The 26,209-nt window shown below is 67.2% G+C and carries 24 protein-coding genes; 11 read left to right on the forward strand and 13 right to left on the reverse strand.

Features of this window, described 5'->3' with window-relative positions:
- Positions 1-2: 2 nt before the first annotated feature.
- Positions 3-602 (reverse strand): acyltransferase, encoded by a 600-nt coding sequence (locus HMPREF3174_RS04785; RefSeq protein WP_062613645.1) that lies wholly within the window; start codon positions 600-602, stop codon positions 3-5.
- A gap of 65 nt (positions 603-667) precedes the next feature.
- On the opposite strand from HMPREF3174_RS04785, the gene HMPREF3174_RS04790 reads away from it, so the two are divergent.
- Genes HMPREF3174_RS04790 through HMPREF3174_RS04805 form a run of 4 tightly spaced genes read left to right on the forward strand, consistent with a single transcriptional unit; the run spans position 668 to position 3,706 of the window.
- Positions 668-1,375, forward strand: a complete 708-nt coding sequence (locus tag HMPREF3174_RS04790; RefSeq protein WP_062613646.1) for a glycosyltransferase family 2 protein — start codon at positions 668-670, stop codon at positions 1,373-1,375.
- A gap of 2 nt (positions 1,376-1,377) precedes the next feature.
- Positions 1,378-1,797, forward strand: coding sequence for a DUF2304 domain-containing protein (locus tag HMPREF3174_RS04795; protein WP_062613647.1), 420 nt, complete (start codon positions 1,378-1,380; stop codon positions 1,795-1,797).
- The gene (rfbB, locus tag HMPREF3174_RS04800; protein WP_062613648.1) at positions 1,794-2,789 is read left to right on the forward strand and encodes a dTDP-glucose 4,6-dehydratase; all 996 of its coding nucleotides are present in this window, start codon (positions 1,794-1,796) and stop codon (positions 2,787-2,789) included. Before HMPREF3174_RS04795 ends, rfbB begins: the two co-directional genes overlap by 4 nt.
- Positions 2,789-3,706 (forward strand): glycosyltransferase family 2 protein, encoded by a 918-nt coding sequence (locus HMPREF3174_RS04805; RefSeq protein ID WP_062613649.1) that lies wholly within the window; start codon positions 2,789-2,791, stop codon positions 3,704-3,706. Before rfbB ends, HMPREF3174_RS04805 begins: the two co-directional genes overlap by 1 nt.
- A 112-nt stretch (positions 3,707-3,818) precedes the next feature.
- Here the strand turns inward: HMPREF3174_RS04805 and HMPREF3174_RS04810 are convergent, their stop codons facing one another.
- A complete protein-coding gene (locus HMPREF3174_RS04810; protein ID WP_070446321.1) occupies positions 3,819-4,700 on the reverse strand; it encodes a glycosyltransferase family 2 protein in 882 nt (293 codons plus the stop codon).
- Between the two features lie 95 nt (positions 4,701-4,795).
- Between HMPREF3174_RS04810 and HMPREF3174_RS04815 the strand changes: the two genes are divergently transcribed.
- The 3 genes from HMPREF3174_RS04815 (at position 4,796) to HMPREF3174_RS04825 (ending at position 7,800) form a co-directional block, all read left to right on the forward strand.
- A complete protein-coding gene (locus HMPREF3174_RS04815; protein ID WP_070448099.1) occupies positions 4,796-5,974 on the forward strand; it encodes an LCP family protein in 1,179 nt (392 codons plus the stop codon).
- A gap of 182 nt (positions 5,975-6,156) precedes the next feature.
- Complete coding sequence (locus HMPREF3174_RS04820) at positions 6,157-7,320, forward strand: LCP family protein (protein ID WP_246783063.1); 1,164 nt, start codon at positions 6,157-6,159, stop codon at positions 7,318-7,320.
- A complete protein-coding gene (locus tag HMPREF3174_RS04825; RefSeq protein ID WP_062613652.1) occupies positions 7,321-7,800 on the forward strand; it encodes a GtrA family protein in 480 nt (159 codons plus the stop codon).
- A gap of 196 nt (positions 7,801-7,996) precedes the next feature.
- Here HMPREF3174_RS04825 and HMPREF3174_RS04830 read toward each other — a convergent pair whose 3' ends face one another.
- The 3 genes from HMPREF3174_RS04830 to HMPREF3174_RS04840 form a co-directional block, all read right to left on the reverse strand.
- On the reverse strand, positions 7,997-9,313 hold the full coding sequence (locus HMPREF3174_RS04830; RefSeq protein ID WP_068538799.1) for a sensor histidine kinase: 1,317 nt from the start codon (positions 9,311-9,313) through the stop codon (positions 7,997-7,999).
- Positions 9,314-9,316: 3 nt separating this feature from the next.
- Complete coding sequence (locus tag HMPREF3174_RS04835) at positions 9,317-9,994, reverse strand: response regulator transcription factor (RefSeq protein ID WP_062613654.1); 678 nt, start codon at positions 9,992-9,994, stop codon at positions 9,317-9,319.
- 84 nt (positions 9,995-10,078) lie between these two features.
- The gene (locus tag HMPREF3174_RS04840) at positions 10,079-11,119 is read right to left on the reverse strand and encodes an adenylate/guanylate cyclase domain-containing protein (protein WP_062613655.1); all 1,041 of its coding nucleotides are present in this window, start codon (positions 11,117-11,119) and stop codon (positions 10,079-10,081) included.
- A 118-nt stretch (positions 11,120-11,237) separates the two neighbouring features.
- Here HMPREF3174_RS04840 and HMPREF3174_RS04845 point away from each other — a divergent pair, with 118 nt between their 5' ends.
- From HMPREF3174_RS04845 to HMPREF3174_RS04855, 3 genes are read left to right on the forward strand one after another with little or no spacing between them, the layout of a single operon-like run.
- Positions 11,238-12,917, forward strand: a complete 1,680-nt coding sequence (locus tag HMPREF3174_RS04845) for a DUF885 domain-containing protein (protein ID WP_062613656.1) — start codon at positions 11,238-11,240, stop codon at positions 12,915-12,917.
- Complete coding sequence (locus tag HMPREF3174_RS04850; RefSeq protein ID WP_201783157.1) at positions 12,914-13,543, forward strand: Maf family protein; 630 nt, start codon at positions 12,914-12,916, stop codon at positions 13,541-13,543. The genes HMPREF3174_RS04845 and HMPREF3174_RS04850 overlap by 4 nt, the downstream gene beginning before the upstream one ends.
- Entirely contained in the window at positions 13,540-14,169 is a 630-nt protein-coding gene (locus tag HMPREF3174_RS04855) for an NUDIX domain-containing protein (RefSeq protein ID WP_070448103.1), read from the forward strand. Before HMPREF3174_RS04850 ends, HMPREF3174_RS04855 begins: the two co-directional genes overlap by 4 nt.
- A gap of 226 nt (positions 14,170-14,395) precedes the next feature.
- On the opposite strand, the gene HMPREF3174_RS04860 is transcribed toward HMPREF3174_RS04855, so the two are convergent.
- The 6 genes from HMPREF3174_RS04860 to typA all read right to left on the reverse strand — a co-directional run bounded on the left by HMPREF3174_RS04860 (position 14,396) and on the right by typA (position 21,820).
- A complete protein-coding gene (locus HMPREF3174_RS04860; RefSeq protein ID WP_070448104.1) occupies positions 14,396-15,727 on the reverse strand; it encodes a citrate synthase in 1,332 nt (443 codons plus the stop codon).
- A 106-nt stretch (positions 15,728-15,833) separates the two neighbouring features.
- Positions 15,834-16,958: a succinyldiaminopimelate transaminase gene (dapC, locus tag HMPREF3174_RS04865; RefSeq protein WP_070448106.1), complete on the reverse strand. Its 1,125-nt coding sequence runs from the start codon at positions 16,956-16,958 to the stop codon at positions 15,834-15,836.
- Positions 16,959-16,960: 2 nt separating this feature from the next.
- Positions 16,961-17,284 (reverse strand): ferredoxin, encoded by a 324-nt coding sequence (gene fdxA, locus HMPREF3174_RS04870; RefSeq protein WP_062613661.1) that lies wholly within the window; start codon positions 17,282-17,284, stop codon positions 16,961-16,963.
- 54 nt (positions 17,285-17,338) lie between these two features.
- Entirely contained in the window at positions 17,339-19,411 is a 2,073-nt protein-coding gene (locus tag HMPREF3174_RS04875) for a VanW family protein (RefSeq protein ID WP_148132169.1), read from the reverse strand.
- An 82-nt stretch (positions 19,412-19,493) separates the two neighbouring features.
- Positions 19,494-19,883, reverse strand: a complete 390-nt coding sequence (locus HMPREF3174_RS04880; protein WP_062613663.1) for a hypothetical protein — start codon at positions 19,881-19,883, stop codon at positions 19,494-19,496.
- On the reverse strand, positions 19,880-21,820 hold the full coding sequence (gene typA, locus HMPREF3174_RS04885) for a translational GTPase TypA (RefSeq protein ID WP_062613664.1): 1,941 nt from the start codon (positions 21,818-21,820) through the stop codon (positions 19,880-19,882). Before typA ends, HMPREF3174_RS04880 begins: the two co-directional genes overlap by 4 nt.
- 137 nt (positions 21,821-21,957) lie before the next feature.
- On the opposite strand from typA, the gene HMPREF3174_RS04890 reads away from it, so the two are divergent.
- Positions 21,958-22,572: a PH domain-containing protein gene (locus HMPREF3174_RS04890; RefSeq protein WP_062613665.1), complete on the forward strand. Its 615-nt coding sequence runs from the start codon at positions 21,958-21,960 to the stop codon at positions 22,570-22,572.
- On the opposite strand, the gene HMPREF3174_RS04895 is transcribed toward HMPREF3174_RS04890, so the two are convergent.
- Together HMPREF3174_RS04895 and HMPREF3174_RS09455 are read right to left on the reverse strand one after the other, a co-directional pair.
- Complete coding sequence (locus HMPREF3174_RS04895) at positions 22,569-24,299, reverse strand: ABC transporter ATP-binding protein (RefSeq protein WP_068538794.1); 1,731 nt, start codon at positions 24,297-24,299, stop codon at positions 22,569-22,571. The genes HMPREF3174_RS04890 and HMPREF3174_RS04895 overlap by 4 nt on opposite strands.
- Positions 24,296-26,194 carry an ABC transporter transmembrane domain-containing protein gene (locus tag HMPREF3174_RS09455; protein WP_070448109.1) on the reverse strand — a complete coding sequence of 633 codons (1,899 nt, stop codon included), beginning with the start codon at positions 26,192-26,194 and terminating at the stop codon, positions 24,296-24,298. Before HMPREF3174_RS09455 ends, HMPREF3174_RS04895 begins: the two co-directional genes overlap by 4 nt.
- Positions 26,195-26,209 lie beyond the last annotated feature (15 nt).

Raw genomic sequence — 26,209 nt, forward strand, 5'->3', positions numbered from 1 at the left:
TTTTACTTAGCAACCTTTCGGATTGTGTTGTCACATTCTTGGTAAGTATCTCCGGTGGCGGGGCACGTCCACATCCCGTTCCCGTCATCCTCCAGCTTGACGCCGGCATGCCCGACCCAGCCGATCTGCTTGGCCGGCACACCCGCCACGATGGCGTGCGGGGGCACATCGCGAGTGACCACCGAGCCAGCCGCCACCAGCGACCACGCCCCGATCGTCACGGGAGCCACGCACACGGACCGGGCGCCCACCGACGCGCCGGTCTCCAACGTCACACCCACCTGCTCCCAGTCGGAGGCAGACTTCAACGAGCCATCGGGGTTCACCGCACGCGGGTAGTGATCGTTGGTGAGCACCACGGCCGGGCCAATGAACACGCCGTCGGCCAGCTTGGCCGGCTCGTAGACGAGCGCGTAGTTCTGCACCTTGCAGTTGTTGCCCATCTCGACGCCCTCGCCGATGTAGGCCCCGCGGCCAATCACACAGTTTTCGCCAATGACAGCGTGCTCACGAACCTGAGCGAGATGCCAGACACTGGATCCATCGCCAATCTTCGCCTCATCCGACACGTCAGCCGAATCAACGATCCGCGCTTTTGCCATCCATTTCTCCTTGTATTGGCAGGCACAAAAATCGGTTCGTAGAACCTTATGCAATAATATATCCCATGCAAGACGCCGGCTTTCGGGACTTAGCACGGGTGAGTTGGCTCGTGGTCCCCCTGTATAACGAGGCGACCGTCATCTACGACGTCGTTCGCCAAGCACGCCAGACCTTCCCCAACATCGTCTGCGTCAACGACGGTTCGAAAGACGACTCGGCACGGCTGGCGCGCGCCGCGGGCGCGGTCGTCGTCGACCACCCCATCAACCTCGGGCAAGGCGCCGCCCTCCAAACCGGGATCACGTGGGTGCTCACCTACACCGACGCCAAATACATCGTCACCTTCGACGCCGACGGGCAGCACCGCACGTCCGACGCCGCTCGCATGATCGAGCGCGCCGAACGCGAGGACCTTGCCTTCGTGCTCGGCTCTCGCTTCTTGACCGGCGAACACCAGGCCGGGTGGCTGAAGAAGGCCGTGCTTTCAACCGCCGCGAAGGTCACGCGGGCGCGCACCGGCATGAACCTCACTGACTCCCACAACGGCCTACGAGTACTGCGCCGCGACGCCGCCACCCGGCTCGACCTCACCATGCACCGCATGGCCCACGCCTCCCAGATCATCAACCAGCTCGCCTCCATGGGCTTGCCGTGGGCTGAAGAGCCCGTGACAATCGACTACACCGACTATTCTCGTTCTAAGGGTCAGAGCCTGCTCAACGGCGTCAACATCCTGACCGACATGATCTTCGCACCGACAGAGAGCCGATAAACATGCTGATCAAGCTCATCCTCCTCGCGGTTGTCCTCGTGGCGGCCGTGTACCTCGTGCGCGGCACGCAGGACACGAAGAACGTGGCACTGCGCCGCCTACTCCTGCTCGTGTTCGTCGCCCTCGCCGTCGCCACCATTGTTTTCCCGCAGATCACCACGAAAGTGGCGCACTTCGTGGGAGTCGGGCGCGGGGTGGACCTGCTGCTGTACCTGACGATCATCGCCTTCCTGTCCTACTCCGTGGTCTCCTACCGGCGCATGGTCATCCTGGAAAACCGACTGGTAGACCTGGCCCGCGAGTTGGCGGTGGCCCGCACACACCCTGAAACGATCACCCGGGCTGGCGAATTCACGCCCGCCACCGATCCCGCGGAGGCCATCCTCCACGGCGAAACCCTCGAGGAGGAGGAAGAAAAATGAAGGTACTGGTCACCGGCGGCGCAGGCTTCATCGGCGCCAACTTCGTCAACTACACCGCATCCGAGCTTCGCAACGCCGACGTCACGGTCATCGACAAGCTCACCTACGCGGGAAATAAGGACTCAATTGAGATGCTCGGGGCGGGCGTGAAGCTGGTTAAGGGCGACATCTCCGACCCCGACGTCATCGACCCGCTCGTGGCCGAGGCCGACGTCGTCGTGCACTTCGCCGCCGAATCACACAACGACAACTCGCTACGCGACCCGTGGCCCTTCATCCAGTCCAACATCATCGGCACCTACCAGATCCTCGAGGCGCTACGCCGTCACGGTGGGCGCCTTCACCACATTTCCACCGACGAGGTCTACGGCGACCTGGAGATCGGCGAAGATCGCAAGTTCAAGGCGGGCGACCCGTACGTGCCCTCCTCCCCCTACTCCGCCTCCAAGGCATCCTCGGACCACCTGGTGCGCGCCTGGGTGCGCTCTTTCGGCATCGAGGCCACCCTGTCGAACTGCTCGAACAACTACGGGCCCTACCAACACATCGAGAAGTTCATCCCCCGCACGATCACCAACCTGATCGACGGGGTCAAGCCCCGCGTGTACGGCACGGGCGAGCAGATCCGCGACTGGATCCACGTCCACGACCACAACACCGCCGTGTGGGACATCATCAACAAGGGCCGCATCGGGGAGACGTACCTAATCGGCGCGAACGGGGAGAAGACGAACCTGGAGGTCACCCAGCTCATCCTCGAGGAGTTCGGCTACGACCGAGACGACTTCGACCACGTGGCCGACCGCCCCGGCCACGACCAGCGCTACGCCATCGACAACACCCAGCTGGTGTCCGAGCTCGGCTGGCAGCCCACCTTCACCGACTTCCGCGACGGCCTGCGCGACACCATCTCCTGGTACAAGAACCACGAGGACTGGTGGCGCCACCAGAAGGCCGAGGTCGAAGCCAAGTACCGCAAGGCCGGCCAGTAGTGGGGTCCGCCGCGGCCGTCGTCGTCACGTACGGCCCGGATGCGCGCACTGCCGCCCTCATTGAGGCGTTGGCGCGGCAGTGCGCGGTGGTCGTGGTGGACAACGGCTCGGCGCCCGCGGCCCTCGCCGAGATCGCCGACGCTGTACGACGCGCGGGGGCGCAGCTCATCGAGCTGGGCACCAACACCGGCATCGCCCACGCCCAAAACGTCGGGATCCTGCGGGCCCGCAAGCTCGGCGTCGACTACGTGCTGCTCTCCGACCAGGATTCCCTTCCCGACGCACGAATGGTCGCCACGCTCGTCGACCGCCTGGAGCGCGGGACGGGGGCTGAGGCAACGGGCGGCACGGGCGCGCCGATCGGGGCGGTGGGCCCATACATCGCGGAGAACAAGCCCGGAGGGGACGAGCTGGTCTACGTGGACCGGCGCTGGGGGCCGCGGCGCGCGAGCGCCGAGGAGCTGGCCCAGCCCGCCGTGGAGGCCGCCTTTCTCCTGGCCTCCGGGTGCCTCATTCCCATGCGGGTTCTGGAGGAGGTGGGCCCGATGAACGAGGCCTACTTCATCGACCACGTCGACCTCGAGTGGTGCCTGCGCGCTCGTAAGCGCGGCTACCGGATGGTGGTGGACACGGGCGCCAAGCTCGAACACTCGCTGGGGGACGCAACCGTCCAGCTGCCCGGGCGCACCCAGCCCGTGCACGTCCACGGTCCCATCCGCTGCTACTACCTGGCTCGCAACACGATCTTCCTGCTGCGCTCAGGGCTCCTGCCCTGGCACTGGCGGACAGGCTACGTGGTGTGGCTGGCGAAGTTCGCCGCCTTCCACTCCCTAGTCGCCGACCGCCGGGCTGAACGCATCACCCAGTTGGCCGCCGGCCTGCGCGACGGGCTCCTTGGCCGGGGCGGCCCCCGCTAGCCGGCTCGTTGCCGGACCTCCGTGGCAACCAGCCGCCAGCCTCCCACGGATGCAACGTTAATCCGCAATATGCAACACCAATAAACCGCTTTTTGCCGTTGCACATACGTAATTAGTGTGACACATGCGCCGAGGTCTGCCGCTGCGCCCGCAACTCCCGCGCCAGCCGCACCTTCAGCCCCGCCTTGATCGCGGCGCGCAGGGGTGCCTGCCACGGCCTGTCGTATACCTTCGCCAGGTACCGGTAGGCCGACCGGTGATGTTCGCGCATCATGGGTTCAGGCCGCTCCCGCCAGGATTTGCCCTGGTCGTGGACGGCCATGGCGTCGTGAACGAAAACCCGCTGCCAGCCGGCGCGCGCAAGGTCCTCCCCCAGCATCGTGTCCTCGAAAAACATGAAGAAGTCCACGTCGAACCCGCCCACATCCTCGAAGGCCTCGCGGCGGATGAGCAGACAGGCGCCAGAGAGCCAGTCCACGGGGTGAGTGGAGCCGGTGGCACCGTTCGCGTGGTAGCGCGCGGTCCACGGGTTGCCCGGCCACACTCGCCCGAAGAGCGCATGCCCGGTGCCGGCAACCAGCCGGGGGAACTGCCGCACCGAGGGATAGACCTCGCCCTCGGGCGTCATGATCTTGGGAGCGAACGCACCGCCGCGCGGGTAGTTCGCCGCCGCGCCGATCATGCGTGCAACGCTCCCGGGCTCGAGCCGGACGTCAGGATTGACGATAAGGAGCCAAGGCCCGGTAAACCCGCGAGCGCCCAGGTTGTTGGCCTTGCCATAGCCGAGGTTTGCGGGCGCGTCGATCACGGTGGCACGCGAGCGGGCGGCGTCGAGCGCGGGGGTGGCCGAGCCGTTATTCACCACGACGGCCTCGAAGGCCGTATCCCCCACGGCGGCAGGGAGCGAGTCGAGCAGTTGGGTCAGCTCATCGCCGGGGTTGAACGCCACACTCACCACGCGGATGAGGACCGAATCGTGCTCGTTACCTGCCATACCCCCACCTTAGCCAACGCGCGCGCGGGCGTTAAACACGACGCACATTCCCCGGGCTGATGAATACCTCGCGCGCCGGCCGCTATGATCGACACATGATATCTGCACCCGCTAAGCGCGGCCCGTCACATCGCTCCCTGGCCGGGAGCGATGTCCCCGTACTCCGCTGGGTGCTCGTCGTCCTCCTCGCCTTCCTGCTCACCGTGGGCTCGGCGGCCGCTTTTCTTTACCAGAACCTCCAGGGCAACCTGAAGGTCCAGGAGGTCGGCCACTACTTCGAACCGAACGAGCGCCCCACCCCCCAGGAGCCCGCGGACGAATCGGCAGGCCGGCCGCTCAACATTCTCATCCTGGGTTCGGATGTGCGCGAGGGTGCTAGCGACGTGGACGGGGCGGGCGCCGCCGGCTACATCACCGGTATGCGTTCGGACACGGCGATGCTCATGCACATTTCGGCGGACCGCCAGCGGGTGGACGTGGTCTCCATCCCGCGCGACACCCTGGTCACCATCCCCTCCTGCATCCTCAAGGACGGCTCACGCAGCTACGAGCAGTACGATGCGATGTTCAATTCGGCGTTTTCGATCGGCGGGCAGTCGGGCGACGTGGCAGGCGCCGCGGCCTGCACGATCCGCACGCTCGAGGAAATGTCGGACGTATACATCGACGGCTTCGTGGTCATCGACTTCGCTTCCTTCCAGGACATCGTCAACACTCTGGGCGGCGTGAACGTCTGCTTGTCCGAGCCCGCGGAGGACCAGGCGGCGGGCCTGCACCTCGAGGCCGGGTGCCAGGTGCTCGACGGCGAGCAGGCGCTCGCCCTGGCCCGCGCCCGTAAGTCGTTGGGCGACGGCTCCGACATCAGCCGCATCGGCCGCCAGCAGCAGATGGTCGAGGCGATCATCTCCAAGGCCCTATCTCTCAACATCGTCTCCGACCTGCCCACGCTCTACGGTGTGCTGAGTGACGTCACCGAAAACATCGACGTCTCCCCCAGCCTCGGTTCCATCACCTACCTGGGCGGGCTCGCCTACTCCCTGCGCGGGCTCTCACTCGACAACGTCAACTTCGTGACGATGCCGTTCTACGCGGAGGGCAACCGCGTGCGCCCGGCCGCCGCCGCCGCCGCCGTGTGGGAGGCCCTCCGCAACGACCAGCCGCTGCCCGAAGTGACCAACGACGCCAACACGGATAGCCCGATCCTCAAAGGCACCGAGGACGAGATCAACGCGTTCCAGCAGGCCATCGGCGGGGGCCTGCGCTTGGAGGACTGATGAGCCAGCCACCGTCGTTCGAACCCCGCAATCGCCGTCAGCGCCCCTCCGTTGAGGGTGCCCGCCCGGTCGGCCAAGGTCTCGAGGGCCAGGGTCGCGAAAGCCGGGGGCGCCAGGGCCAGCCGCGTGGTGACAGGCCCTCCAGTAGCCCCAGTCGCGCTGCGGGTGCACCCCGGCGGCCCGTGCGTCGTTCCGCGTTTGCCGACGACGCCCGCCCGGCCTCGTTCGCGCCCGTTTCCGGCGCGTCCGACTCGGCGTCCGATCAGGCTCCACCCCCGGCGTTCCCGCCCCAGGGCCAGCAGCGAGCGCGGGCCGAGCGCTCGCGCGTCGTCGACCCCCGTCCGGGCGCCGGGCGACCCGACACGCGCCCGGACGCCGCCGGTCCTGCCGAGCGGCCCGCCCGTCCGCGCAAGGAGCGTTCGTGGGGCAAGCGCATCCTGGCGATCGTGCTCATCCTCATCATCGCGGTGTTTGCCTGGGTCTATTACCTGTACTCCTATGGCAACGACAAGCTCGCCCACACGGCCGCGCTCTCCGGCGCGCCGGACACGCCGGGCACCACGTACCTCATCGTCGGCTCCGACGAGCGCGGCGAGGCGGTCAACGACCCCACGGAAGGCCACCGCGCGGATACGATCATGCTGCTGCACAAGCCCGAATCGGGCCCGGCGGCGCTCGTGTCCATCCCGCGCGACACCTATATTCACTTCCCTGACTCCGACGCCTACGGCAAGCTCAACGGCGCCTTCTCCTACGGCGGGGCCGAATACCTGGTGCAGACCGTGGAGGAGCTGACCGGCCTGACGATCGACCACTACATCCAGATCGGCATGGACGGCGTCAAGGACCTGACCGACGCGGTTGGCGGCGTGGAACTCTGCCTCGACTACGACGTCTCCGACGAGTTCTCCGGCCTCGAGTGGACTGCGGGCTGCCACGAAACCGACGGCACCACCGCCCTTGCCTTCTCCCGCATGCGCTACTCCGACCCGCTGGGCGACATCGGCCGCACCGAACGTCAGCGCCAGGTGGTGGCCAAGATTATCGACAAGGCCACCTCGCCTGCCACCCTGTTCAACCCGCTGAGCCAGCGGCACCTGGTTGGCTCCGTCGCCGAGACGCTCACGGTCAACGACGATTCCTCTCTCATGGACGTCGCCTACGCCGGCCTGGCCTTGCGCGACACGATCGGCCCCGACGGCCTCAGGGGCGCCCCGCCGATCGCCTCGCTCAACTACCCCGGCCCGGGCGGATCCTCCACCGTGTTGCTGGCCGACGAGGCCGAGCAATTCTGGGCCGACCTGCGCGACGGCGCCCTCACCCCCGATTCGTTCGCGAGCTTCTAAATGCACGACCTCGCCACCAAGTTGCTGCGCGGGCAATCGTTCAAGCGGTGGTTGGTAGAGTTTATCCAGTTCTGCACGGTGGGCTTGGGATCGTATGTCGTGGACGTCGGCCTATTCAACTTCCTGGCCTACTCCGGCGTAGTCCACCTGCCCGGCGACGCGCCCATGGTGGCCAAAACCCTGTCCGTCTTCGTCTCCATCATCTTCTCCTGGGTGGTCAACAGGTTGTGGACGTTCCGCAACAAGTCCGACAAGAGCCGGGGCCAGGAGTTCGTGCTCTTCCTCGCGATCAATATCGGCGGCCTGCTCATCGCGCTCGGGTGCCTCGGCTTCTCGCGCTACATCCTGGGCCTGGACTCCCAGCTGGCCGACAACATCTCCGCCAACGGGGTAGGCCTGGTGCTCGGTACGGCCTTCCGCTACGTGTGCTACCGCTACCTCGTCTTCACCAAGGCCCCCGCGGCCGACGAGTCCCGCTGAGCCGGCCTGACGCAGGCCCCACCCGTTTCTCGTCACGCAAAATTATTTCTGCACACTCAAATCGCGGATTTGAGTGACGCGAGAACACTTTTGGTGCCGAGAAAGCAAACGGCCGCTCGGGTACGGGCCCGGGCACGAGCCGGGCTCGGGACGCGGGTTCACGACGTCGAACGCCGGCTTAACGCCGACTGGCGGCCTAACGCCGGCCGCGGCGCGCGCCCACGGTCATAATCGCCCCGTGGGGCAGCACCTTGTTCGGGTCGAGCGACTTGGGCAGGGCCGACAGGGTGAGGGTGAACTCGGCATGCGCCTTGTTCGTCAGTTCGAGCCGGCCGCCGTCGATCTCGGCGAGCTCTTTGGCCACGGCCAGGCCGATGCCGGTGGATCCGCCGGTGGAATAGCCCTTCTCGAAGACATCCTCGGCGTCCTCGGCGGACACGCCCGGCCCCTCGTCGCGCACCTTGAAGATCACCGACTTTCCGGCAGAAGCCGCGGAGACCGACGTCGTGCCCGCGCCGTACTTGAGGGAGTTCTCCACGAGGGTCGCAAGGATTTGGGACAGCGAGCCGGGGGTGGCGAGCACGGCGCCGTCGAAGTCCTGGTCCAAGACAAGCTGGCGGCCCTCGCGCTGGTACGGCTTTGTCCACTCGTCACGGATCCGGTTGAACGCGCGCGAGACCGCGATCGCCTCCGTGGTGCCGCCCGATTCGGACTGGGAGGTGGCCATGAGCTCGCTGACCACGCCGGTGAGGCGGTCGATCTGCTCGAGGGATTTGTGGACCTCTTCGATGATCTCCTCGTCGTCCGTGAGGAATTCGATCTCCTCGATCCGCATCGACAGGGCCGCGAGCGGGGTGCGAAGCTGGTGGGCGGCGTCGGCGGCGAACTGGCGTTCCTTGGCGAGGCGGCCAGCCATGCGGTCGGCGCTGCGGGCGATCTCGTCGCTGATCAGGTCGATCTCCTCGATCCCCGACTGGCGGATCTGCGGGCGTACCCGCCCCGCGCCCAGTTGCTCGGCGGCGGCCGCCAGGTAGATGAGCGGTGCCGATATCTTGCGCGACTGCTTCATCGCCAGCGTCACCCCGGCCACAAAAGCCACGAAAATGAGCCCGACCGCGCCGGCCACCATGAGCCCGATCTTTTGCAGGATGTCCGCGCGCGGCACCTCCACGGTCACGAGCACGCCGGCGGCGTTGACCACCGACTGCTCGAGTGAGTACGGCGGCTCCTTCGTATCGGACTCCACCCTCGTGCCGTCGGGGTAGTTCACCACGATGTGGGCGTTATCGGGGTTGCCGTTCGTGGCGAGCCGGGTCAGCAACGACTCCGAAATGTACAGGTCATCCGCCGCCACGCGCTCCACCACCGTGGACACGGCAGTGGCCCGGTCGGACAGCTCGGTGTGCACCTGCTGCCAAACGAGCGAGACCGCGAACATTATCCCCGGCAGGCCCAAGATGAGGACGGCGACCGCCACGGCCGCCGTCGTCATCGCAATTGCGCGCCGCCGCATCGCCTAGACCTCGAAACGGAAACCCATCCCGCGCACGGTGCTGATGTACTTCGTGTCGTTCACGTCGTCGCCCAGCTTGCGGCGCAGCCACGAGATATGCATGTCAAGCTTCTTCGTGGACGAATCCGGCTCCGATCCCCACACGTCCAGCATGAGCTTGTCGCGTTCGACCACATTGCCCGCGTCGCGCAACAGCACGCGCAGCAGCTCGAACTCCTTGCCCGTCAGCTGCAGTTCGCGCGAGCCGACGTAGGCACGGTGGGCGTCCACGTCCATCGACACGTCCTGGGCCTTGAGCAGATCACTGCCCTCCTCGCCTGTGACTGAGCGGCGCAGCAGGGCGCGCACGCGCGCCAGCAGTTCGGCCAGGCGGAAGGGCTTCGTCACGTAATCGTCCGCGCCCGCGTCAAGGCCGACCACCATGTCCACCTCTTCAGAACGGGCGGTAAGGATAAGAATCGGGAAGGTCTTGGACCGAGCGCGCGCCGTGCGCGCCACATCGAGGCCGTCCATGTCCGGCAGACCAAGATCGAGGACCACCAAGTCAATGTGGCCGTCCATCTTCTCCAGGGCGTCCCGCCCCGTCTCTACCGCCTCGATGTCATATCCCTCGCGAGAAAAAGCACGCACCAGAGGCGCCGAAATCGCTGCGTCATCTTCGACTAGCAAAATCTTTGTCAATTTTCCGTCCAATCGTGAAAGGAACGCCGTTGGGATTTAGCCTAGTAAAGAAATCGCCAAGGCAAAAGTGGAACGATGCAAGTTCTACTCCTCATCAGGCATCACAGTGAGCCGCGCCGATTCGATGTATCCGATCCCGCGCAGCTCCGATCCGATGTTCTCCTCGAGCACGTACTTGTGGGCGTCGAGGGCGCGCAGGGCCTCGGCCGTGTCCCGGTCCACGACGATCGACCCCTCCGGCGCGATCGCGCACAGCCGCGAGGCGAGGTTGACGCTCGGCCCGAACACGTCACCGAAGCGCGAGACCACCCGGCCCCACACGAGCGAGGCCCGCACCTCTGGCATCGATGGGGTGGCACGCAACGCCTCGCGGATGCCGGCCACCGCCTCGGCGCCGGTGGCCAGGTCGTCCGCAATATAGAGGACGGCGTCTCCCACCATCTTCACTACGCGGGCGCCGAGGCCGGAGATGACGTCGCGGCAGGTGAACTCGAAGGTTTGGATGAAGTCCACCAGCTGGTGCGGGGAGAGCTGGCCGGAGCGGTCGGTGAAGGCCACGAGGTCCACGAAGCCGAGCGCGCGCGGCAGCAAGATCACGTCATTGCCGGCGCGCAAGTTTTCCAGCTCCACCTCGGTGCGGCGCAGGAAGGAGGCCAGGTGGCGCCGCCAGGCGTACTTCATTTGGTAAATGAGGAATTCTTCGTAGTCGCCTATGTGGTCGAGCACCCAGTAGCGGGCCGAGAGTTCGTCGAGCCCGTGGCGGGCCTCGGCCTCCTCCACGAGCGCCTCATACTGCCACAGCACCAGGCGGTCGGCCAGGTGGCTTTGGGCGCGGACCAGGGAGTTTTGCGTGTCCTCATCGGTGCGGCCGAGGTCCACCATGTCCTGGTGGGCGCGCATGACGTCGACGTCGTACTCGGTAAACAGCCGCGATTCTGGGTCTTGAATGTAGGGGAAACCCATGGCGCGCCAGAAGCGGCGTGCAGAATCGGTGTCCATGTTGGCCAATTCCGCCGCCTCGCGCAGCTGATACTTTGCGGGCCCGTCAAGGAGCCGACGCACGTGCGTCTCGACTGTGGTTGGATGCTCGTCAGAGGACCCCGCAAACTCTGTGTTATGGGTCACACGAACCAGCCTAGCAATCTTCGACTCCTTTGCCAACAACTTTGGCAGCTTCCTCAACCTGCACAATCGTACCCTCTTTAACGTGCCCTGTCTCACGTCAACCGACTACTGTAGAGGCATGACTTCTCGACCCACCTCAGATATCGACATCCTGTGCAACCGCTACGTCTCCGAGGTCCTCGACCGCACCCCCGAGCTCGTCACCGCGCTCGGCCTTGGGCGCGACGACGACGGCGCCTTTTCCGACTACTCCCCCGAGGGCCTGGCCGACCTCAACGAGCTCAACGTTGCCACCCTCCGCCAGCTGTCGGCGCTTGAGCCTGCCGACTCCGTCGACCGCGTCACCAAGGCTGCCCTCACCGCCGAGCTGGAGCAGGAGATCGACTTCTTCGAGCGCGGGGAGGTGGGCGACATCAACGTGATCGCTTCCCCCTTGCAGTCGGTCCAGGAGATCTACGACAACATGCCTCAGGCGAGCGCCGCGGACTGGGAGCTGATCGCCCAGCGCCTGGCGAACACCTCCTCGGCCCTGCGTGGCTGGCAGGAGACCCTGCTGCGCCGCGCCCAGTCCGGCCCGCCCACTGCCGCCAAGCAGATCGAGCTGGCGATCTCCCAGGCAGAGCACAAGGCCGGCGCTTCCTCCCCGCTGGCGGAGCTCGCGGCCCGCGGCGGTGCGGCGCACCCAGACCTGGCCGGCGTCGTGAAAGACGCCGCCGACTCGGCGCGCCGCGCGTATGGCGAACTGGCCACTTTCCTGCGCGAGGAGATCCTGCCCCACGGAGCGGCCAGCGAGGCCTTCGGCCGCGAGCGCTACGCCCCGCGCCTGCGCAGCTCGACCGGCGCCACCCTGGATCTGGACGAGACCTATGAGTGGGGCCTTGAGGAGCTGGCCCGCATCGTCGCCGAGCAGGAGGCGATCGTGGCAGACCTGTACGGCAAGGGCGTCACGATCCCCGAGGCACTCGAGCGACTGAACGCCGACCCGGCCCGCCAGGTCCACGGCACCGCCGCGCTCAAGGCGTGGATGCAGGAGACCTCCGACCGCGCGCTGGACGACCTGCACGGCACCCACTTCGACATCCCTGACCCGCTGCGCAAGCTCGAATGCATGATCGCCCCCTCGGGCACGGGCGCCATCTACTACACCGGCCCCTCGGACGACTTCGCGCGCGGCGGGCGCATGTGGTGGTCGGTGCCGGCGGGCACCGAGGTGTTCCACACGTGGCAGGAGAAGACCACGGTCTACCACGAGGGCGTGCCGGGCCACCATCTCCAGATTGGCATGGCCACCTACGTCAAGGACTCGCTCAACGACTGGCGCCGCCACCTGTGCTGGAACTCCGGGCACGGCGAGGGCTGGGCGCTGTATGCCGAGGGCCTCATGGCGGAGCTCGGCTACCATGACGACCCGGCCGACTACATGGGCGTGCTCGATTCGGAGCGACTGCGTGCCACCCGCGTGGCGCTCGACATCGGCTTCCACCTGGGCAAGCCCTCCCCGAAGGGATACGGGCACATCTCGCCTGTCTGGACGCGCGAGGTAGCCTGGCAGTTCCTCCAGGACAACGTGGCAATGGACCGCGCCTTCCTCGCGTTCGAGCTCGACCGCTACTTGGGCTGGGCCGGACAGGCGCCGTCGTACAAGGTGGGCCACCGCATCTGGAAGCAGCTGCGCGCCGACGCCGAGGCCCGGGCCGCCGCCCGCGGCGAGGCTTTCTCGGTCAAGGACTGGCACATGCGGGCGCTCTCCATGGGCTCAGTGGGCCTGGACATCCTGCGCGACGGCCTGGCGGAATGATGAAGACCCTCCTCCTCGCCTCCGCTTCCCCCGCCCGCAAGGCCACACTGCTCGCCGCCCACATCCCGCCGCGCATCGCCGTGGCGGACGTGGACGAGGACGGGCTGCTCACCACAGCGAAGGCCCGCGGGCCGATCAGCGCGGCCGAGCAGGTCCAGCTGCTGGCCGAGGCCAAGGCGAAGAAGATCGCCGCCGAGCTGGACTTCCTGGACGGCGAGCCACCCACGGTGATCGTCGGTTGCGACTCGATGCTCGAGATGGGCGGGCAGGTGGTGGGCAAGCCGCACACGCCCGAGGTGGCCCTCCAGCGACTGCGCGCCATGCGGGGCAACGCCGGCGACCTCCACACCGGCCACTGCGTCATCGACGTGGCCACCGGGCGCGTAGCCGTGGGGACATCCACCGCCACCGTCCACATCGCCCACCTCACCGACGCCGAGATCGAGGCCTACGTCGCCACCGGCGAGCCGCTCGTGGTGGCCGGTTCCTTCACCATCGACGGCTACGGCGGCCCCTTCATCGAACGCATCGAGGGCGACCACCACGGGGTGGTCGGCATCTCCCTGCCGCTCCTGCGCGAACTGCTCGCCGAGCTGGGGCACGCGATCACGGACTTCTGGCCATGACCCGCGGCGGGGACGGCTTCATCGAGTGCCGCTGCGGGCAGCGCCACTGGGGGCTACTCGGCGCCGCCGGGATCCTGGCGTGGCGGCCCACGCCCAGTGCCAATGCCGTTGCTTCCGCTAACGGTTCCGCCGGGGCCGTTTCTGCCGGTGCTGTTTTTGCCGACGACGCCGTGGCATGCCCCAACGCCGACGCCCGGCTTGACACCCCCGCCCGCCCCGACCCACGCCGCGATGCCCGCGCCCACCCGGAAACCAGCGAGCATGCCGGCGCGGTGGAAGTGCTCGTGCAGCTGCGCGCGGGCTGGTCACACCACGGCGGCACGTGGGGCGTACCGGGCGGCGCGATCGACGTCGGTGAAAGCCCATGGGAAGGCGCTCTACGGGAGTTCTTCGAGGAGACCGGGATCGGCGAGCTCGAGCCGCCCACCGGCAGCCACGTGCTGGCCCACCCCGACTGGAGCTACACCACGTTCGTGGCCAAGATGGCAGACCCGGGCGCGGACGTCGTTATCAACCCCGAATCCGCAGACCTACGTTGGGTGAAGGCGAGCGAACTCGAGGCTCTAGACCTCCTGCCGCCCTTCCGGCGCGCCCTGCCCGAGCTGCTGGCCCACATCCCCGCCTAGCCGCCGGCCGCTGTCGCCCGCCGCCGGCACCCGCGCGCCGCCCACAGGTGCTATACAAAACCGCAAGATGCTGCACTACTTTACGGTTATTTAGTGCAGCATCTTGCGGATTAGTGCAGCATTTGCGCGGGCGGCCTGGCCGGCTGGCGGCAGGGACGCCTCAGGTGGCGCGACCGCCGCTGGCCGGTGCCCCGCCCGCAGGAGGCCTGGCCCGGCCGCCGGCAAGCTAGACCACGTAGTCCAGGTTCTCGTCGAAGGCCCGGTCCTGCTTGGTGCGATCGGACATCTTCACCCAATCCCGCTCGGCCTCACCCACGTACACCTGGCGCGGGCGGCCGATCTTCTGGGCCGGGTCGAGCACGAGCTCGCGGTACTGCGCGATCCAGCCGGGCAGGCGGCCGAGGGCGAACAGCGGGGTAAACATCTTCGTGGGGAAGCCCATCGCCTTGTACAGCAGGCCCGTGTAGAAGTCGACGTTCGGGTAGAGGTTGCGCTCCACGAAGTAGTCGTCCTCAAGCGCGGCCTGCTCGAGCTCCATCGCCATGTCGAACAGCTCCGTGTCGCCCTTGAGGCGGCCGAGGATGTCGTCGGCCAGGCCCTTGACAATCTTGGCGCGCGGGTCGTAGCTCTTGTAGACGCGGTGGCCAAAACCCATGAGCTTGACGTCGTTCGTCTTGTCCTTGACCTGCTGCACGAATTCCTTGATCGGGATACCGGCCTCGCGGATGTCGTCCAGCATGCGCAGCACCGCTTCGTTCGCGCCGCCGTGGAGCGGGCCGGACAGGGCGCCCACGCCCGCCGCCACCGAGGCGTAGATCGAGGCGCGCGAAGAGCCGACCAGCCGCACGGTGGACGTCGAGCAGTTCTGCTCGTGGTCCGCGTGCAGGATAAACAGTTTGTCCAGCGCGTTGACGATCGTGGGATCCACGTCGTGCGTCTGGTAGGGCAGCCCGAAGGTCATGCGCAGGAAGTCCTCCGTGTAGGACTTCGAGGCGTCCGGGTAGATGAGCGGCAGGCCGGTGGCACGCTTGGAGATAAACGCGATCATCGTGGGCACCTTCGCCAGCAGGAGGATGGAGGCCAGGTCGCGCTGTTCGGCGTCGTTCGGATCGAGCGTGTTCTCATAGTAGGTGCCCAGGCCCGCAATGCCGGCCTGCAGGATCGACATCGGGTGGCCTGACGACGGGAACGCCGTGAAGAAGCTACGGAAGTCCTCGTGCAGGAGGGTGTGCTTCTTGATGCGGCGCGTGAAGGCCGCCAGCGACGCCGCGTCCGGCAGCTCGCCATAGATGAGCAGGTAGGCAGTCTCGAGGAAGGAGGCACGCTCGGCCAGCTGCTCGATGGGGTAGCCGCGGTAGCGCAGGATGCCCTGCCCGCCGTCAATGTACGTGATCTCCGATTCGCACGAGGCGGTGTTGGTGAATCCTGGGTCGAGGGTGGTGGTGCCGCTCTGGTTGAGCATCTGGCCGATCCTAAAGCCGTCATTGCCTTCGGTGGCGGTGACGCGTTCGAGTTCAAGAGTCGTTCCATCGATCGTCAATTGCGCATTGTTAGACATCGAGTCTCCTTCGCGATCCTTCCCGACCACGTTGCCGGGCAGTTAACATTCATCACACTACCCGATTGCGGAGAAAAAGTGATCCCTTAAAGTCAAGATAAATGCACTAGGACCGTTTCAGCAGGTCAGAAATCCTTTCCAAGCGCTTGGCGGCTTCGTTAATTGCGAAATCGGTGGCGGTGAGCGACATGCGCACCCACCCGTCCCCGGCCTCGCCGTAGAACGTTCCGGGCGCCACCACGATCCCCAGCTGGGCGCAGGCGTCCACGATGTCCCACGACGTCGCCCCCTCGGCTCGCGCCCACAGGTACAGTCCCGCCACCGACGCCGGGTCGTTGACCAGGCCCGCCGCGTCGAGCGCCGCGAGCAGCGTTTCACGACGCCGCCCGTACACCTCGCGCTGGGCACTCACGTGTTCGCCGTCCCCGAGGGCCACGGCCATCGCATGCTGGACGGGGGCGGGCATCATGAAGCCCAGGTGCTTACGCAGCTCCACGATCGGGGCGATGATGGCCGGATCTCCCGCCATCCAGGCGGCGCGGTAGCCGGCCATGTTCGACTGCTTCGACAGGGAGTAAACCATGAGAAGGCCGCGCGGGTCGCCGCCGCACACGGAGTCGTCGAGTATGGAGGGCGCCTCGGCCACGTCCCAGCACAGCTCGGCGTAGCACTCGTCACTGGCCACGATAGCACCGCGCTCGCGCGCCCAGGCCACGATCGCCCGCAACTGTTCCCGGGAGAGCACGTGCCCATTGGGATTTCCCGGCGAGTTCAGCCACAGCAGATCCACGGCCGGCCACGTGGCCGGGTCGGCATCGGTGTCAATGAGAACGGTGGCTGCCCCCGCAAGCCGCGCCCCGACGTCGTAGGTGGGGTAAGCGACGTCCGGGAAGCCCACGCGCGCGCCCGCCCCCAGGCCCAGGAGGGAGGGCAACAGGCCCACCATCTCCTTCGAGCCGATCGTGGGCAGGACCCCCACGTCGGAGGTGATGCCACGCCGGGCCATCCACGTCCCGATCGCCTCCCGCAGCTCGGCGGTTCCGAGCACCGTGGGGTAGCCGTGGGCGTTGCTCGCTTCAGCGAGCGCCGCCTGTACCAGCGCAGGCGTGTCATCCACCGGGGTGCCGATTGTCAGGTCACACACCGGCCCCGGATACTGCGCTGCCCGATTCCGCGTGGGGACAAGCGTGTCCCACGGGAAATCGGGCAGGCTATCAGCGAAAAAAACCACAGCTAATCGTTGATGCCCTGCGGCAGGTTGGCGATCAGCGGGTGGTCCTTCTTGATCGGGCCCATCTTCGAGGCGCCGCCCGGCGAGCCGAGATCATCAAAGAACTCGACGTTCGCCTTGTAATAATCGGACCACTCCTCCGGGGTGTCGTCCTCATAGTAGATGGCCTCCACCGGGCACACCGGCTCGCAGGCGCCACAATCCACGCACTCGTCAGGGTGAATGTAGAGCATGCGCTCGCCCTCGTAGATGCAGTCCACAGGGCATTCGTCGACGCAGGCGCGATCCTTCACGTCCACGCAGGGCAAAGCGATAATGTACGTCACGCTATCCTCTTTCTCTTCCTCTTACTGCTCTCAATCCTAGTACGAAAGACGGACTCACCCGCACTTGACTGCGTGTACCGGCTGGTAGGTCCACGTGTACTGGGAATCCTCGTGGACCTCGCCGTTGAGCTTGACCACGCGGCCCACCGTCACCGTAAATCCGGGACCGCCCGCCGGCGAGGCCTCGCAGTCCCTGGCCGGGTTCGTCTTCGTCTCAGGCTGAACGTAGTTGTACGGCTGGCCCTGCCACACCTCCACGTCCCAGTAGTGGGTGGACCACAGGCGCGTGTAGACCCGGCCGTCCGCCACCCAGGCCTCCACCAGTGCGCCGTATGGGGTGTTGTTCTTCCAGATCATCTCGATCTGCCCGCTCCACAGGGTGGACTCCAGGCCCATCGGGTAGCGGCTGAAGTACTTCGAGTGCGGCTTGTGGGCCACGTCCACCATGCCGGCCCGGTAGCCGATGTTGAAGGTGTTGGTGGACAGCTGGGACAGGCCGCCGCCCAGCGCCGTGGAGTTAAAGCCGTTGGAGACCACGCCGGAGGAGACGAAGCCGTGGGCCTCGTCGATCGGGCCGAGCGCTTCCTCAAGATTGAACTCCTCGCCGGGCTTGACGAGCGTGTTGTTGACCATGCGCGTGCCGACCACCAGGTTGGTGGTGCGCACCGAGTCGTTGGTGAGCGGCGTGGAGATTTCGGAGACGACTTCCTTGATCCCCATCTTCTCAGCCGCCTCGGTGGTGAACTTCGGCTCCTGGACCGTGACCTCGGCGACGACCGTCCGGTCCGTTCCCTGTGGCAGCGCGAGCAGCGCCGTGGCGATCTGCTCCGCATCCACCGACTCCCCGCTCTCCGACGGGGTGATCTTCGGCGCGCCATCCATGATCGCGATCGTGGCGTCCTTCGGCGCCCCGAGCACGTCGCCCACGGCCTCTTGGATCACGGCGTTGAGCTTGTCCTTATCGACGACGAGCGACGCCTTACCCTCCGCCGTCGTGACACTCATCAGGTCGGCTGTCTGGGCCGGCTGAAGTTCGACCAACGAATCCTTGACCGTGATCGAAATCTTGTCGCTCAGCAACGGGTCCACCGAGGAGGTGGCGAAGTCCTGCATGTCCTGCGTGGAGACCTCGGGGTCCACCGTGGTGGTGGGCAGCTCGATCGGGGCGTCACCCGCCAGCCAGTTGCCCAGGATCGTCTCCCCCGCCGCGCTGGTGTCCAGCGAGCGGCCCTCCTTCGCGTCGGTCACCTGGGTGGCCGCGTCCACGATCGCCAGCTCGGCGTTGGCCGGGTCCTGCTTGAATACCTCGCCCAGGCGTGCCACCTCAGAATCGAGGGAGGCCTGGTCGGCCGTGAGGACGGCGTCGACGTTCGCGGCGCCGGAGATGTGAGCCCAGAGCCGGCGCGGGTCGAGCGAGAAGACGGTGAGCCCATGGAACGTCTTGTCATAGTCGATCTCGAGGGCGATGTTGCCGGGATTGACCGCGTCGGACTTGTCATCGCCCGCCACGCCCACCTGGCGTGGCGTGGCGAGGACGTCCTGGAGGCCGGAGGCGAGGGTTTCGCGCGCCTGGGCCTCATTCATGCCGCCCACCTGCACGCCCGAGATCGACGTGTTGGACGGGATCTTGTCTTGATAGGCGTAGGCCGCGCCCGTATAGGCGCCACCAAGCAACACCACGGTCGCCGCCACCCAGGGCCACTTGCGCCGCTTCTTCTTCACGGCCTCCCCCTCACTTTCCGCAGGCACGCTCGCCGGTTCACCCGCCGGCACGAAGGCCGGAGCCGGGTTGGTGTCAAAGCGAGCGGTTTCTTCCGCGCCCGCGGGGCCGGCGAAGTGCTCGGTCTGCGCAAACTGCTCAGTGGCCGCAAACTGCCCGGCCTCTGTAGCGCCCATCGCCTGAGTCTGGGCCGGATCTGCCGCGCCGATCGCCTCGGTTGGCCGCTGCGCGGCCTCCATCGCCTGGGTCTCCTGCTCGGCGCCCGCCTGCTCGCCTGCCGGCTCACCGGCCGGGGTCTCTGCCGCGGTCGCGCCCGCCGAGTCGGCGCCGTTCGCCTCGTCGGTGGACTCATCGCCGAGGCGCCTGCGCCACGCGTCGACGAGGTTGTCGTCCTGGTTATCAGCCACGTTTTCTCCCTTGTTCACACCGATCTTACTAAGACCCCTCCGGGTGTTGCTGAAAAGGCCGCCAACGTCACCCGCGCGGCCGCTACAGGCCCGCCTCGGCGTCGTCGACGTCGTCGGCGCCCTCGTCCCCCAGGCCACGGCGCGCCCCGTAACGGATCACGAGCGGCACAGGAAAGACCGCCGATACGGCCGCGACGAGGACCCAGGTGGACGAAACGCCGGCGCCGACCACGGCGAGCGTGTCATCGGCGGGCGGGAAGTAGACCAGCCACCCCGTCGCGGCGAATGTGCCGATGACGTAGGCCACCCAGGCCCCAAACGAGCCCCACTCCCACATGAACCACGCGCCGGCGGCCACGATCCCCGCGGCCAGCCCAACGCCCACCCACGGCATATCCAAGGGTCCGGCCGACACCACCACGGTCAGCATCCCCGTGACGAAGCCGACCACCGCGCCGACGACGCTCTTCACTTGCCCGCCTTCGCCGCGGCCTTCTTCCGCCCGGCCTCCCGCCCGCGCAGCGTCGCGGACAGCTCGACCTTGCGGATGCGCGCCGTCTCGGGCGTGACCTCGATGCACTCGTCGGCGGCGGCGAACTCGATCGCCTCCTCGAGCGTGAGGTAGCGCCGGGCCTGGAGCGTTTCGAAGACGTCGGCGGTGGAGGAGCGCATGTTCGTCATCTCCTTTGCGCGCACCACGTTCACATCCATGTCCTCGTTACGCGGGTTCTCGCCCACTACCTGGCCCTCGTAGACCTCGTCGCCCGGGTCCACGAAGAACGTGCCGCGGTCCTCGAGGCGCTGCAGGGAGAACGCTGTCACCTGGCCCTGACGGTCCGACACGAGCGAGCCGGTCTGGCGCGAGACGATCTCCCCCGCCCACGGCTTGTAGCCCTCCGAGATCGAGGTGTAGATACCCGTGCCGCGCGTGAGCGTGAGAAACTGCGTGCGGAAGCCGATAAGCCCGCGTGCCGGCACGATGAACTCCATGCGCACCCACCCCGAGCCGCGGTTCGCCATCGTCTCCAGGTGGCCCTTGCGCAGCGCCATGAGCTGGGTGACCGCGCCCAGGTACTCCTCGGGCACGTCCACCTGCGCGCGCTCCCACGGCTCGTTCACGACGCCGTCGATCACCTTGCGCACCACCTGCGGCTTGCCCACGGTCAGTTCGAAGCCCTCGCGGCGCATCGTCTCCACGAGCACGGCCAACGCCAGCTCGCCGCGGTCCTGGACCTCCCACGTGTCAGGGCGGTCGGTGGGCAGCACGCGGATCGACACGTTGCCCACGAGCTCCTGGGTGAGCCGGTCGCGGATCTGGCGGGCCGTCAGCTTGTGGCCAGCCACGCGGCCGGCCAGCGGGGAGGTGTTCGTGCCGATCGTCATGGAAATCGCCGGATCATCAATGTGGATCGGCGGGCGCGGGCGCGGGTCCTCCATGTCCACCAGCGTCTCACCGATCGTGATGTTGGCAATCCCCGCGATGGCCACGATGTCACCCGGGCCGGCGCTCGGGGCCGGCTGGCGCTCGAGGCCCTTCGTACGCAGGAGCTCAGTGATGTGGACGCGCTCGATCGGCGAATCCGGGCCGTCGGCCAAGCCCACCCAGGCGCCCTTCTTCAGCTCGCCGGAAAACACGCGCACGAGCGCCAAACGGCCGAGGAACGGCGAGGCGTCCAGGTTGGTCACCTGCGCAACGAGCGGGGCCGCCGGGTCATACGTGGGCGCGGGCACGTGCTGCAAAATGGCGCGGAAGAGCGGCTCGAGGTTGGGCGAGTCCGGCAGGGCGCCGTCGTCGGGCTGGGTCAGCGACGCGCGGCCGGCCTTCGCGGCGGCGTAAACCACGGGGATCTCCAGGATCGCCTCGAGGTCGAGTGCAGTGCCCTCACTTTCGACGTCGGCGGCGAGGTTGAGCAGCAGCTCCTGGGTTTCCTGGACCACCTCGGATATGCGGGCGTCGGGGCGGTCGACCTTGTTGATGACCGGGATGACGGGCAGGCCGGCCTCGAGCGCCTTGCGCAGCACGAAGCGGGTCTGCGGCAGCGGGCCCTCGGACGAATCGACGAGGAGCACCACGCCGTCCACCATCGACAGCCCGCGCTCGACCTCGCCGGAGAAGTCCGCGTGCCCGGGGGTGTCGATGACGTTGATGGTCAGCCCCTCGGGCGCGCCGAACTCGGCCGCGGACGGGCCCACGTAGGAGATGGCCGTGTTCTTAGCCAGGATCGTGATGCCCTTCTCGCGCTCGATGTCGCCCGAGTCCATCACGCGTTCGCCGGTGGACTCCACCGTGGCATGCGGGTCAAAGACGCCACCCTGCCAGAGCATGGCGTCCACCAGGGTGGTCTTGCCGTGGTCGACATGGGCCACGATCGCGACGTTGCGCAGATCGTTGCGAACGGTGAGGGTCATAGGAATCCTTCAGGTAGAAAGCCAACGTCTCATCCTAAACCCGGCCCGCCGCACCGGCGTAGAGCGGCCGGCCAAATGCGAGCGAAAGTACACGGGCCCGCCCGGCAGCGCCCAGCGGAGCGTGAGAGAATACCGGCATGACTGTGATCCTGCGCGGTAAAACCCGCACCTACGCCTACCTCCTCTACGCCCTCGCCGCCATCTCCCTGGTGGGCTCGGCGGTCCACGGCGGGGTGGCCGAGCTGCTGTGGGCCGTGCCGATCGCCGCCGTCCTCGCCGCCTTCGGCTGGGTGGTCTTCCACAACCCACGCCTCGAGGTGGGGCCCGGCGGCCTGCGCGTGGTCAACATTATCCGCGAACACCTGATCCCCTGGTCCGACCTGGCGCTCGCCGAAAACCGCTGGGGCCTCTACCTCTACAACCGGGCTGACCGCAAGATCAGCGTGTGGGGCGTGCCCTCGAACGTGGGCCTGTTCAACAACTCCTGGCGCGACCGCAAGAAGGCCTACGAGGATCCGGACATTGTGTGGGAGGACTCCGGCACGCTCTCCCGCACCGTCTCCACCGGCTTCGCCGCGGACCTCATCATGGTCCGCCACGGCAACATCACCCGCAACGCCCAGCTACGCGCCAGCCTCAAGCCCGCGCAATACTGGCCCGATCAGACGGTGACGAAGTTCCAGCCCCTGCCGGTCATCGTGCTCGGCGTGGCGCTCGCCGGAGCGGGTCTGGCAATCGCGGGCACCCGCTAGTCCTGCTGCCAGGCTTCCCACAGTGAGGCGTACTCCCCGCCCCTAGCCACCAGCTCGTCGTGCGAGCCGAGCTCGGCTACCTCGCCGTCGATCATGACAGCCACGCGGTCGGCGTCGTAGGCCGTGTAAAGGCGGTGGGCGATCGAGATCACCGTGCGGCCCTCGAGCAGGCGCAGCAGCGACTGTTCGGCCGAGCGCGCCACCGTAGGGTCGAGCAGCGAGGTCGCCTCGTCGAGGATGAGCACGTCAGGGTCGAGTAGCACAATGCGCGCCAGGGCCAGCTGCTGGGCCTGCGACGGCGCCAGCTCCTTCTCCCCCGAACCCACGCGGGTCTGAAGGCCCTTCTCCAAGCGCTCCACCCACGTGGCGTCAACGGTGGCGAGCGCCGCGAGCAGCTCGGCGTCGGTGGCATCCTCCTTGGCAAAGCGCAGGTTGTCGGCGATCGTGCCCACGAACACGTGATTTTCCTGGGTGACGAGCGCGATGGTCTGATGCAAGAGCGCCTCGGGCAGCGCCGTGACCTCCACCCCGCCCACGCGGATCGAGCCACACCCCGGCGGGTTGACCGCGGCGATGAGGCGGCCGAGGGTCGACTTGCCCGCGCCCGACGGGCCGACGATCGCCAGCCGTTCACCCGGGGCAACCTCGAGGCTGACGTCGCGCAACACGGGCCGGCCGTCGCGATAGCTGAACGAGACGCCCTCCACACTGACCGCGGAACTGGCCGGGACGGCGTCGCCGGCAACCCTGTCCGCCTCAACCTCGGCCACGCCGAAGATACGGGCGAGCGCGACGGCGGCGAACTGTAGCTCGTCGAACCACCAGGCGAGCTCATCCAGCGGCACACGCAGCTGCTGGGCATACAGTGTGACGGCGATGACCGCACCCACCGTCACATACCCCAGGCCCACCAGCCAGGCCCCCCACAGGATCGAGATGACCATCGGGGCGTAAAGCACCGCAAGCAAGGAGATGACCAGGTAGGAGCGCATGAGCCCCGAGTAGCGCTCGTTGTCCCAGTACTCGCGCAGGAGCACGGAGGTGCGGCGGATGCGCACCTCACTCATCGCCAGCGAATCGACCGTGGCGGACTGCTCCACGGTTTCCGTGATGTCACCCGAGACCTCGGCGTTGAGCGCGGAGGCCGCCAGGTACACGGCGATCGTACGGCGCAAATACTTGCGTACCACGAAGTACATCGGAACAAAACTCAGGAGCACCACAAAGCCGACCCGCCACTCCACCAGGAACGCCGCCACCACCGTGACGACCACCTGGAAGGACAGCACCATGATGCGCGATACCCCTTGGCGAATGATGAACTCCACCCGGTTGACGTCGGCGGTGGTGCGCCCCAGCAGGTCGCCCGTGCCCGCCGCCTCGACCGTGGACAGCGGCAAGTGCATGACGGCCTCCACCAGCCGCACGCGCAACTCGTGGAACACCTTCTGCCCCAGCACGCGGCTACGGAAGTCGGCGAACCATGTGGCGACCACGTTGGCCAGCATTGAGATCGCGATCGCTACCACATACGTGCGGATCACCGCTGCCTGTGCCCCGCCCGCGAGCGCGTCGAAGGAGCGCCCGATGATCCATGGAGTGATGACGGCGGCCACGGCCACCACGATCTGCGTGGCGATGACCAGCAGAAATTCGTCCTTGTAGGCGGCGAAGAGTTCGAGCATCTTCGCCCCGACCGTCCGGTTTGTTGCAATGGGTAGTTTCATCGGGCCTCCCGGTGCACGACGTCGAAGTAGCGCGGATCGTCCAGCAGCTCGGCGTGCGTGCCGCGGGCGAGCTCGGCGCCGTCGGCACCAAGGAAGATGACCTCGTCCGCCTCACCGAGCACGATGGGCGAGGTGGTGACGACGGCGGTGGTGCGGCCCTCCCGCGCGGCGCGCAAGCGCTGGGCGATGCGGGACTCGGTGTGGGAGTCGACAGCGGAAGTCGGCTCCACGAGCAGGAGGATGGGCGCCTCAGTGAGCACCGCCCGAGCCAGTGCCACGCGCTGGCGTTGGCCTCCCGAGAGCGAGCGGCCGCGCTCGGCCACGTAGCCGTCCAGCCCCTCCTCCAGGCTGTCAACGATGTCGGCGGCGTCGGCGGTGATCATGGCGAGCATGAGCTCGCGCACCCCGATCGCCACCGGGTTGTCCTTGTGGTCGCGGTGGGCAACCCCCGAGCCGTCGCCCGTGTCGGCCATCTGGCGGCCCACCTCGCGTGGGAGCGGCCAGGCAGCGTTGTTCGCCTCCAGGTTCGAGCGCAGCCGGCCCTGAAAGAGTTGGGCGATCGCGTCCGAGAGCACGATCGCGCTACGGACCTCGGCCAGCGGGAAGGCCGTCAGCGGGATGGAATCCTCGCCCTCCCAGCGGGCGGTGACGGGGGCGGCGTCGTCGGTGCGGGCCAGACGCTCGAGGAGCTCGGCCGAGACCTCGGGCGCGGAGCACACGAGCGCCGTGTTGAGGCCGGGCTTGATCTCCACGCCCGTCGCCTCGTCCCGCAGGTGGGCGCGCGACCAGTCTGCGCCGGCGCGGGCCGGCTGGGCGGCGTCGTCGGACGTGAGGGGCTCAATCGCCATCACCTTCGCCACCCGCCCGGCGCAGACGCGGGCGTCGGTGTACGTTTGCAGGAAGCCGAGCACCATCCAGATCGGGGCGCCCATGAACATCGAATACCCGTAGAAGGATACGAGCTGGCCGTGCGTCATCGCGCCCGAATAGACCTCCCACAGGCCGCCGCCCACGATGAGGACGGTGAAGCCGTACGGCACCGCGGCCGACAACGCGTTGAGGAAGGACTGCAGGGCGGCGGCACGAATCCCCGTCTCGCGCACCTTCTCCGACTGGCGCGTGTAACGCCCGATGTAAATATCCTCCCCGCCCACGCCGCGCAGCACACGCAGGCCGACCACGGCATCCGAGGCCAGGGTGGTGAGCTTGCCCCTCTCCTCGCGCTGGGCGTCAAGGCGGCGCTGGAGCGGGTTGATGAACACCAGCATGATCCCGATCGCCACCGGCACCCCGATCACCACCACAAGCCCTAGTGGCACGCTAATGCGGAGCATGAGGGCGGCGGTCAGCACAAAGGAGAAGATTGCAGCTGTCACGTCGGCAACCATGTAGGAAAAAGCGCCAAGCTTCTGGGCGTCGGTGGTGACGGCCGTGACCATCTCCCCCGACGGGATCGCTGCGCGCCCTCCTCCGCGCACGCCCGCGATCCGCTCCACCATCTTCAACGACCAGCCCACATGCGCGCGCAACTCTGTCACCATGAGCACGGGCTCGGCAGCCGCGCCGATCATCCGGACCGCCATCGCGGCAAAAATGAGGGCGACCCCTGGGAGTAGGGACGTGGTCAGGCCGCGCTCGATGCCGGAGTCCAACGCCCGCCCCAGCGCCCAGGAGATGAACACCCCGCCGCCGTACGCCGCCATCGACAGGAGCGTGGCAAGCGCCAACACCTGCCAGTTCGCGCGAAGGGTAGAACGAAGCAGGCGGCCCGGGTCCATCTCCGGAACCGCGGACATCTCGAAGGAGGCCGGCCAACGCTTCGGCTGCGGCCCAACCTCGAACCGGCGCTGATTAATTGCGCGGGAGGCGCGCTGAGAAGAAACGTGTTTTGCCATAGCTTTCGCAATTCC

Source organism: Trueperella sp. HMSC08H06 (genome assembly GCF_001808465.1).
GTDB classification, from domain to species: domain Bacteria; phylum Actinomycetota; class Actinomycetes; order Actinomycetales; family Actinomycetaceae; genus Trueperella; species Trueperella bernardiae.

Excerpts from the sequence above, each read along its gene's own strand:
- HMPREF3174_RS04850 (WP_201783157.1), top strand. The coding sequence starts at position 12,914 with ATGATGAAGACCCTCCTCCTCGCCTCCGCTTCCCCCGCCCGCAAGGCC.
- HMPREF3174_RS04815 (WP_070448099.1), top strand. The coding sequence starts at position 4,796 with ATGATATCTGCACCCGCTAAGCGCGGCCCGTCACATCGCTCCCTGGCC.
- HMPREF3174_RS04825 (WP_062613652.1), top strand. The coding sequence starts at position 7,321 with ATGCACGACCTCGCCACCAAGTTGCTGCGCGGGCAATCGTTCAAGCGG.
- HMPREF3174_RS04830 (WP_068538799.1), bottom strand. The coding sequence starts at position 9,313 with ATGCGGCGGCGCGCAATTGCGATGACGACGGCGGCCGTGGCGGTCGCC.
- typA (WP_062613664.1), bottom strand. The coding sequence starts at position 21,820 with ATGACCCTCACCGTTCGCAACGATCTGCGCAACGTCGCGATCGTGGCC.
- rfbB (WP_062613648.1), top strand. The coding sequence starts at position 1,794 with ATGAAGGTACTGGTCACCGGCGGCGCAGGCTTCATCGGCGCCAACTTC.
- HMPREF3174_RS04810 (WP_070446321.1), bottom strand. The coding sequence starts at position 4,700 with ATGGCAGGTAACGAGCACGATTCGGTCCTCATCCGCGTGGTGAGTGTG.
- HMPREF3174_RS04795 (WP_062613647.1), top strand. The coding sequence starts at position 1,378 with ATGCTGATCAAGCTCATCCTCCTCGCGGTTGTCCTCGTGGCGGCCGTG.
- HMPREF3174_RS04790 (WP_062613646.1), top strand. The coding sequence starts at position 668 with ATGCAAGACGCCGGCTTTCGGGACTTAGCACGGGTGAGTTGGCTCGTG.
- HMPREF3174_RS04895 (WP_068538794.1), bottom strand. The coding sequence starts at position 24,299 with ATGAAACTACCCATTGCAACAAACCGGACGGTCGGGGCGAAGATGCTC.
- HMPREF3174_RS04860 (WP_070448104.1), bottom strand. The coding sequence starts at position 15,727 with ATGTCTAACAATGCGCAATTGACGATCGATGGAACGACTCTTGAACTC.
- HMPREF3174_RS09455 (WP_070448109.1), bottom strand. The coding sequence starts at position 26,194 with ATGGCAAAACACGTTTCTTCTCAGCGCGCCTCCCGCGCAATTAATCAG.
- HMPREF3174_RS04845 (WP_062613656.1), top strand. The coding sequence starts at position 11,238 with ATGACTTCTCGACCCACCTCAGATATCGACATCCTGTGCAACCGCTAC.
- HMPREF3174_RS04855 (WP_070448103.1), top strand. The coding sequence starts at position 13,540 with ATGACCCGCGGCGGGGACGGCTTCATCGAGTGCCGCTGCGGGCAGCGC.
- HMPREF3174_RS04785 (WP_062613645.1), bottom strand. The coding sequence starts at position 602 with ATGGCAAAAGCGCGGATCGTTGATTCGGCTGACGTGTCGGATGAGGCG.
- HMPREF3174_RS04890 (WP_062613665.1), top strand. The coding sequence starts at position 21,958 with ATGACTGTGATCCTGCGCGGTAAAACCCGCACCTACGCCTACCTCCTC.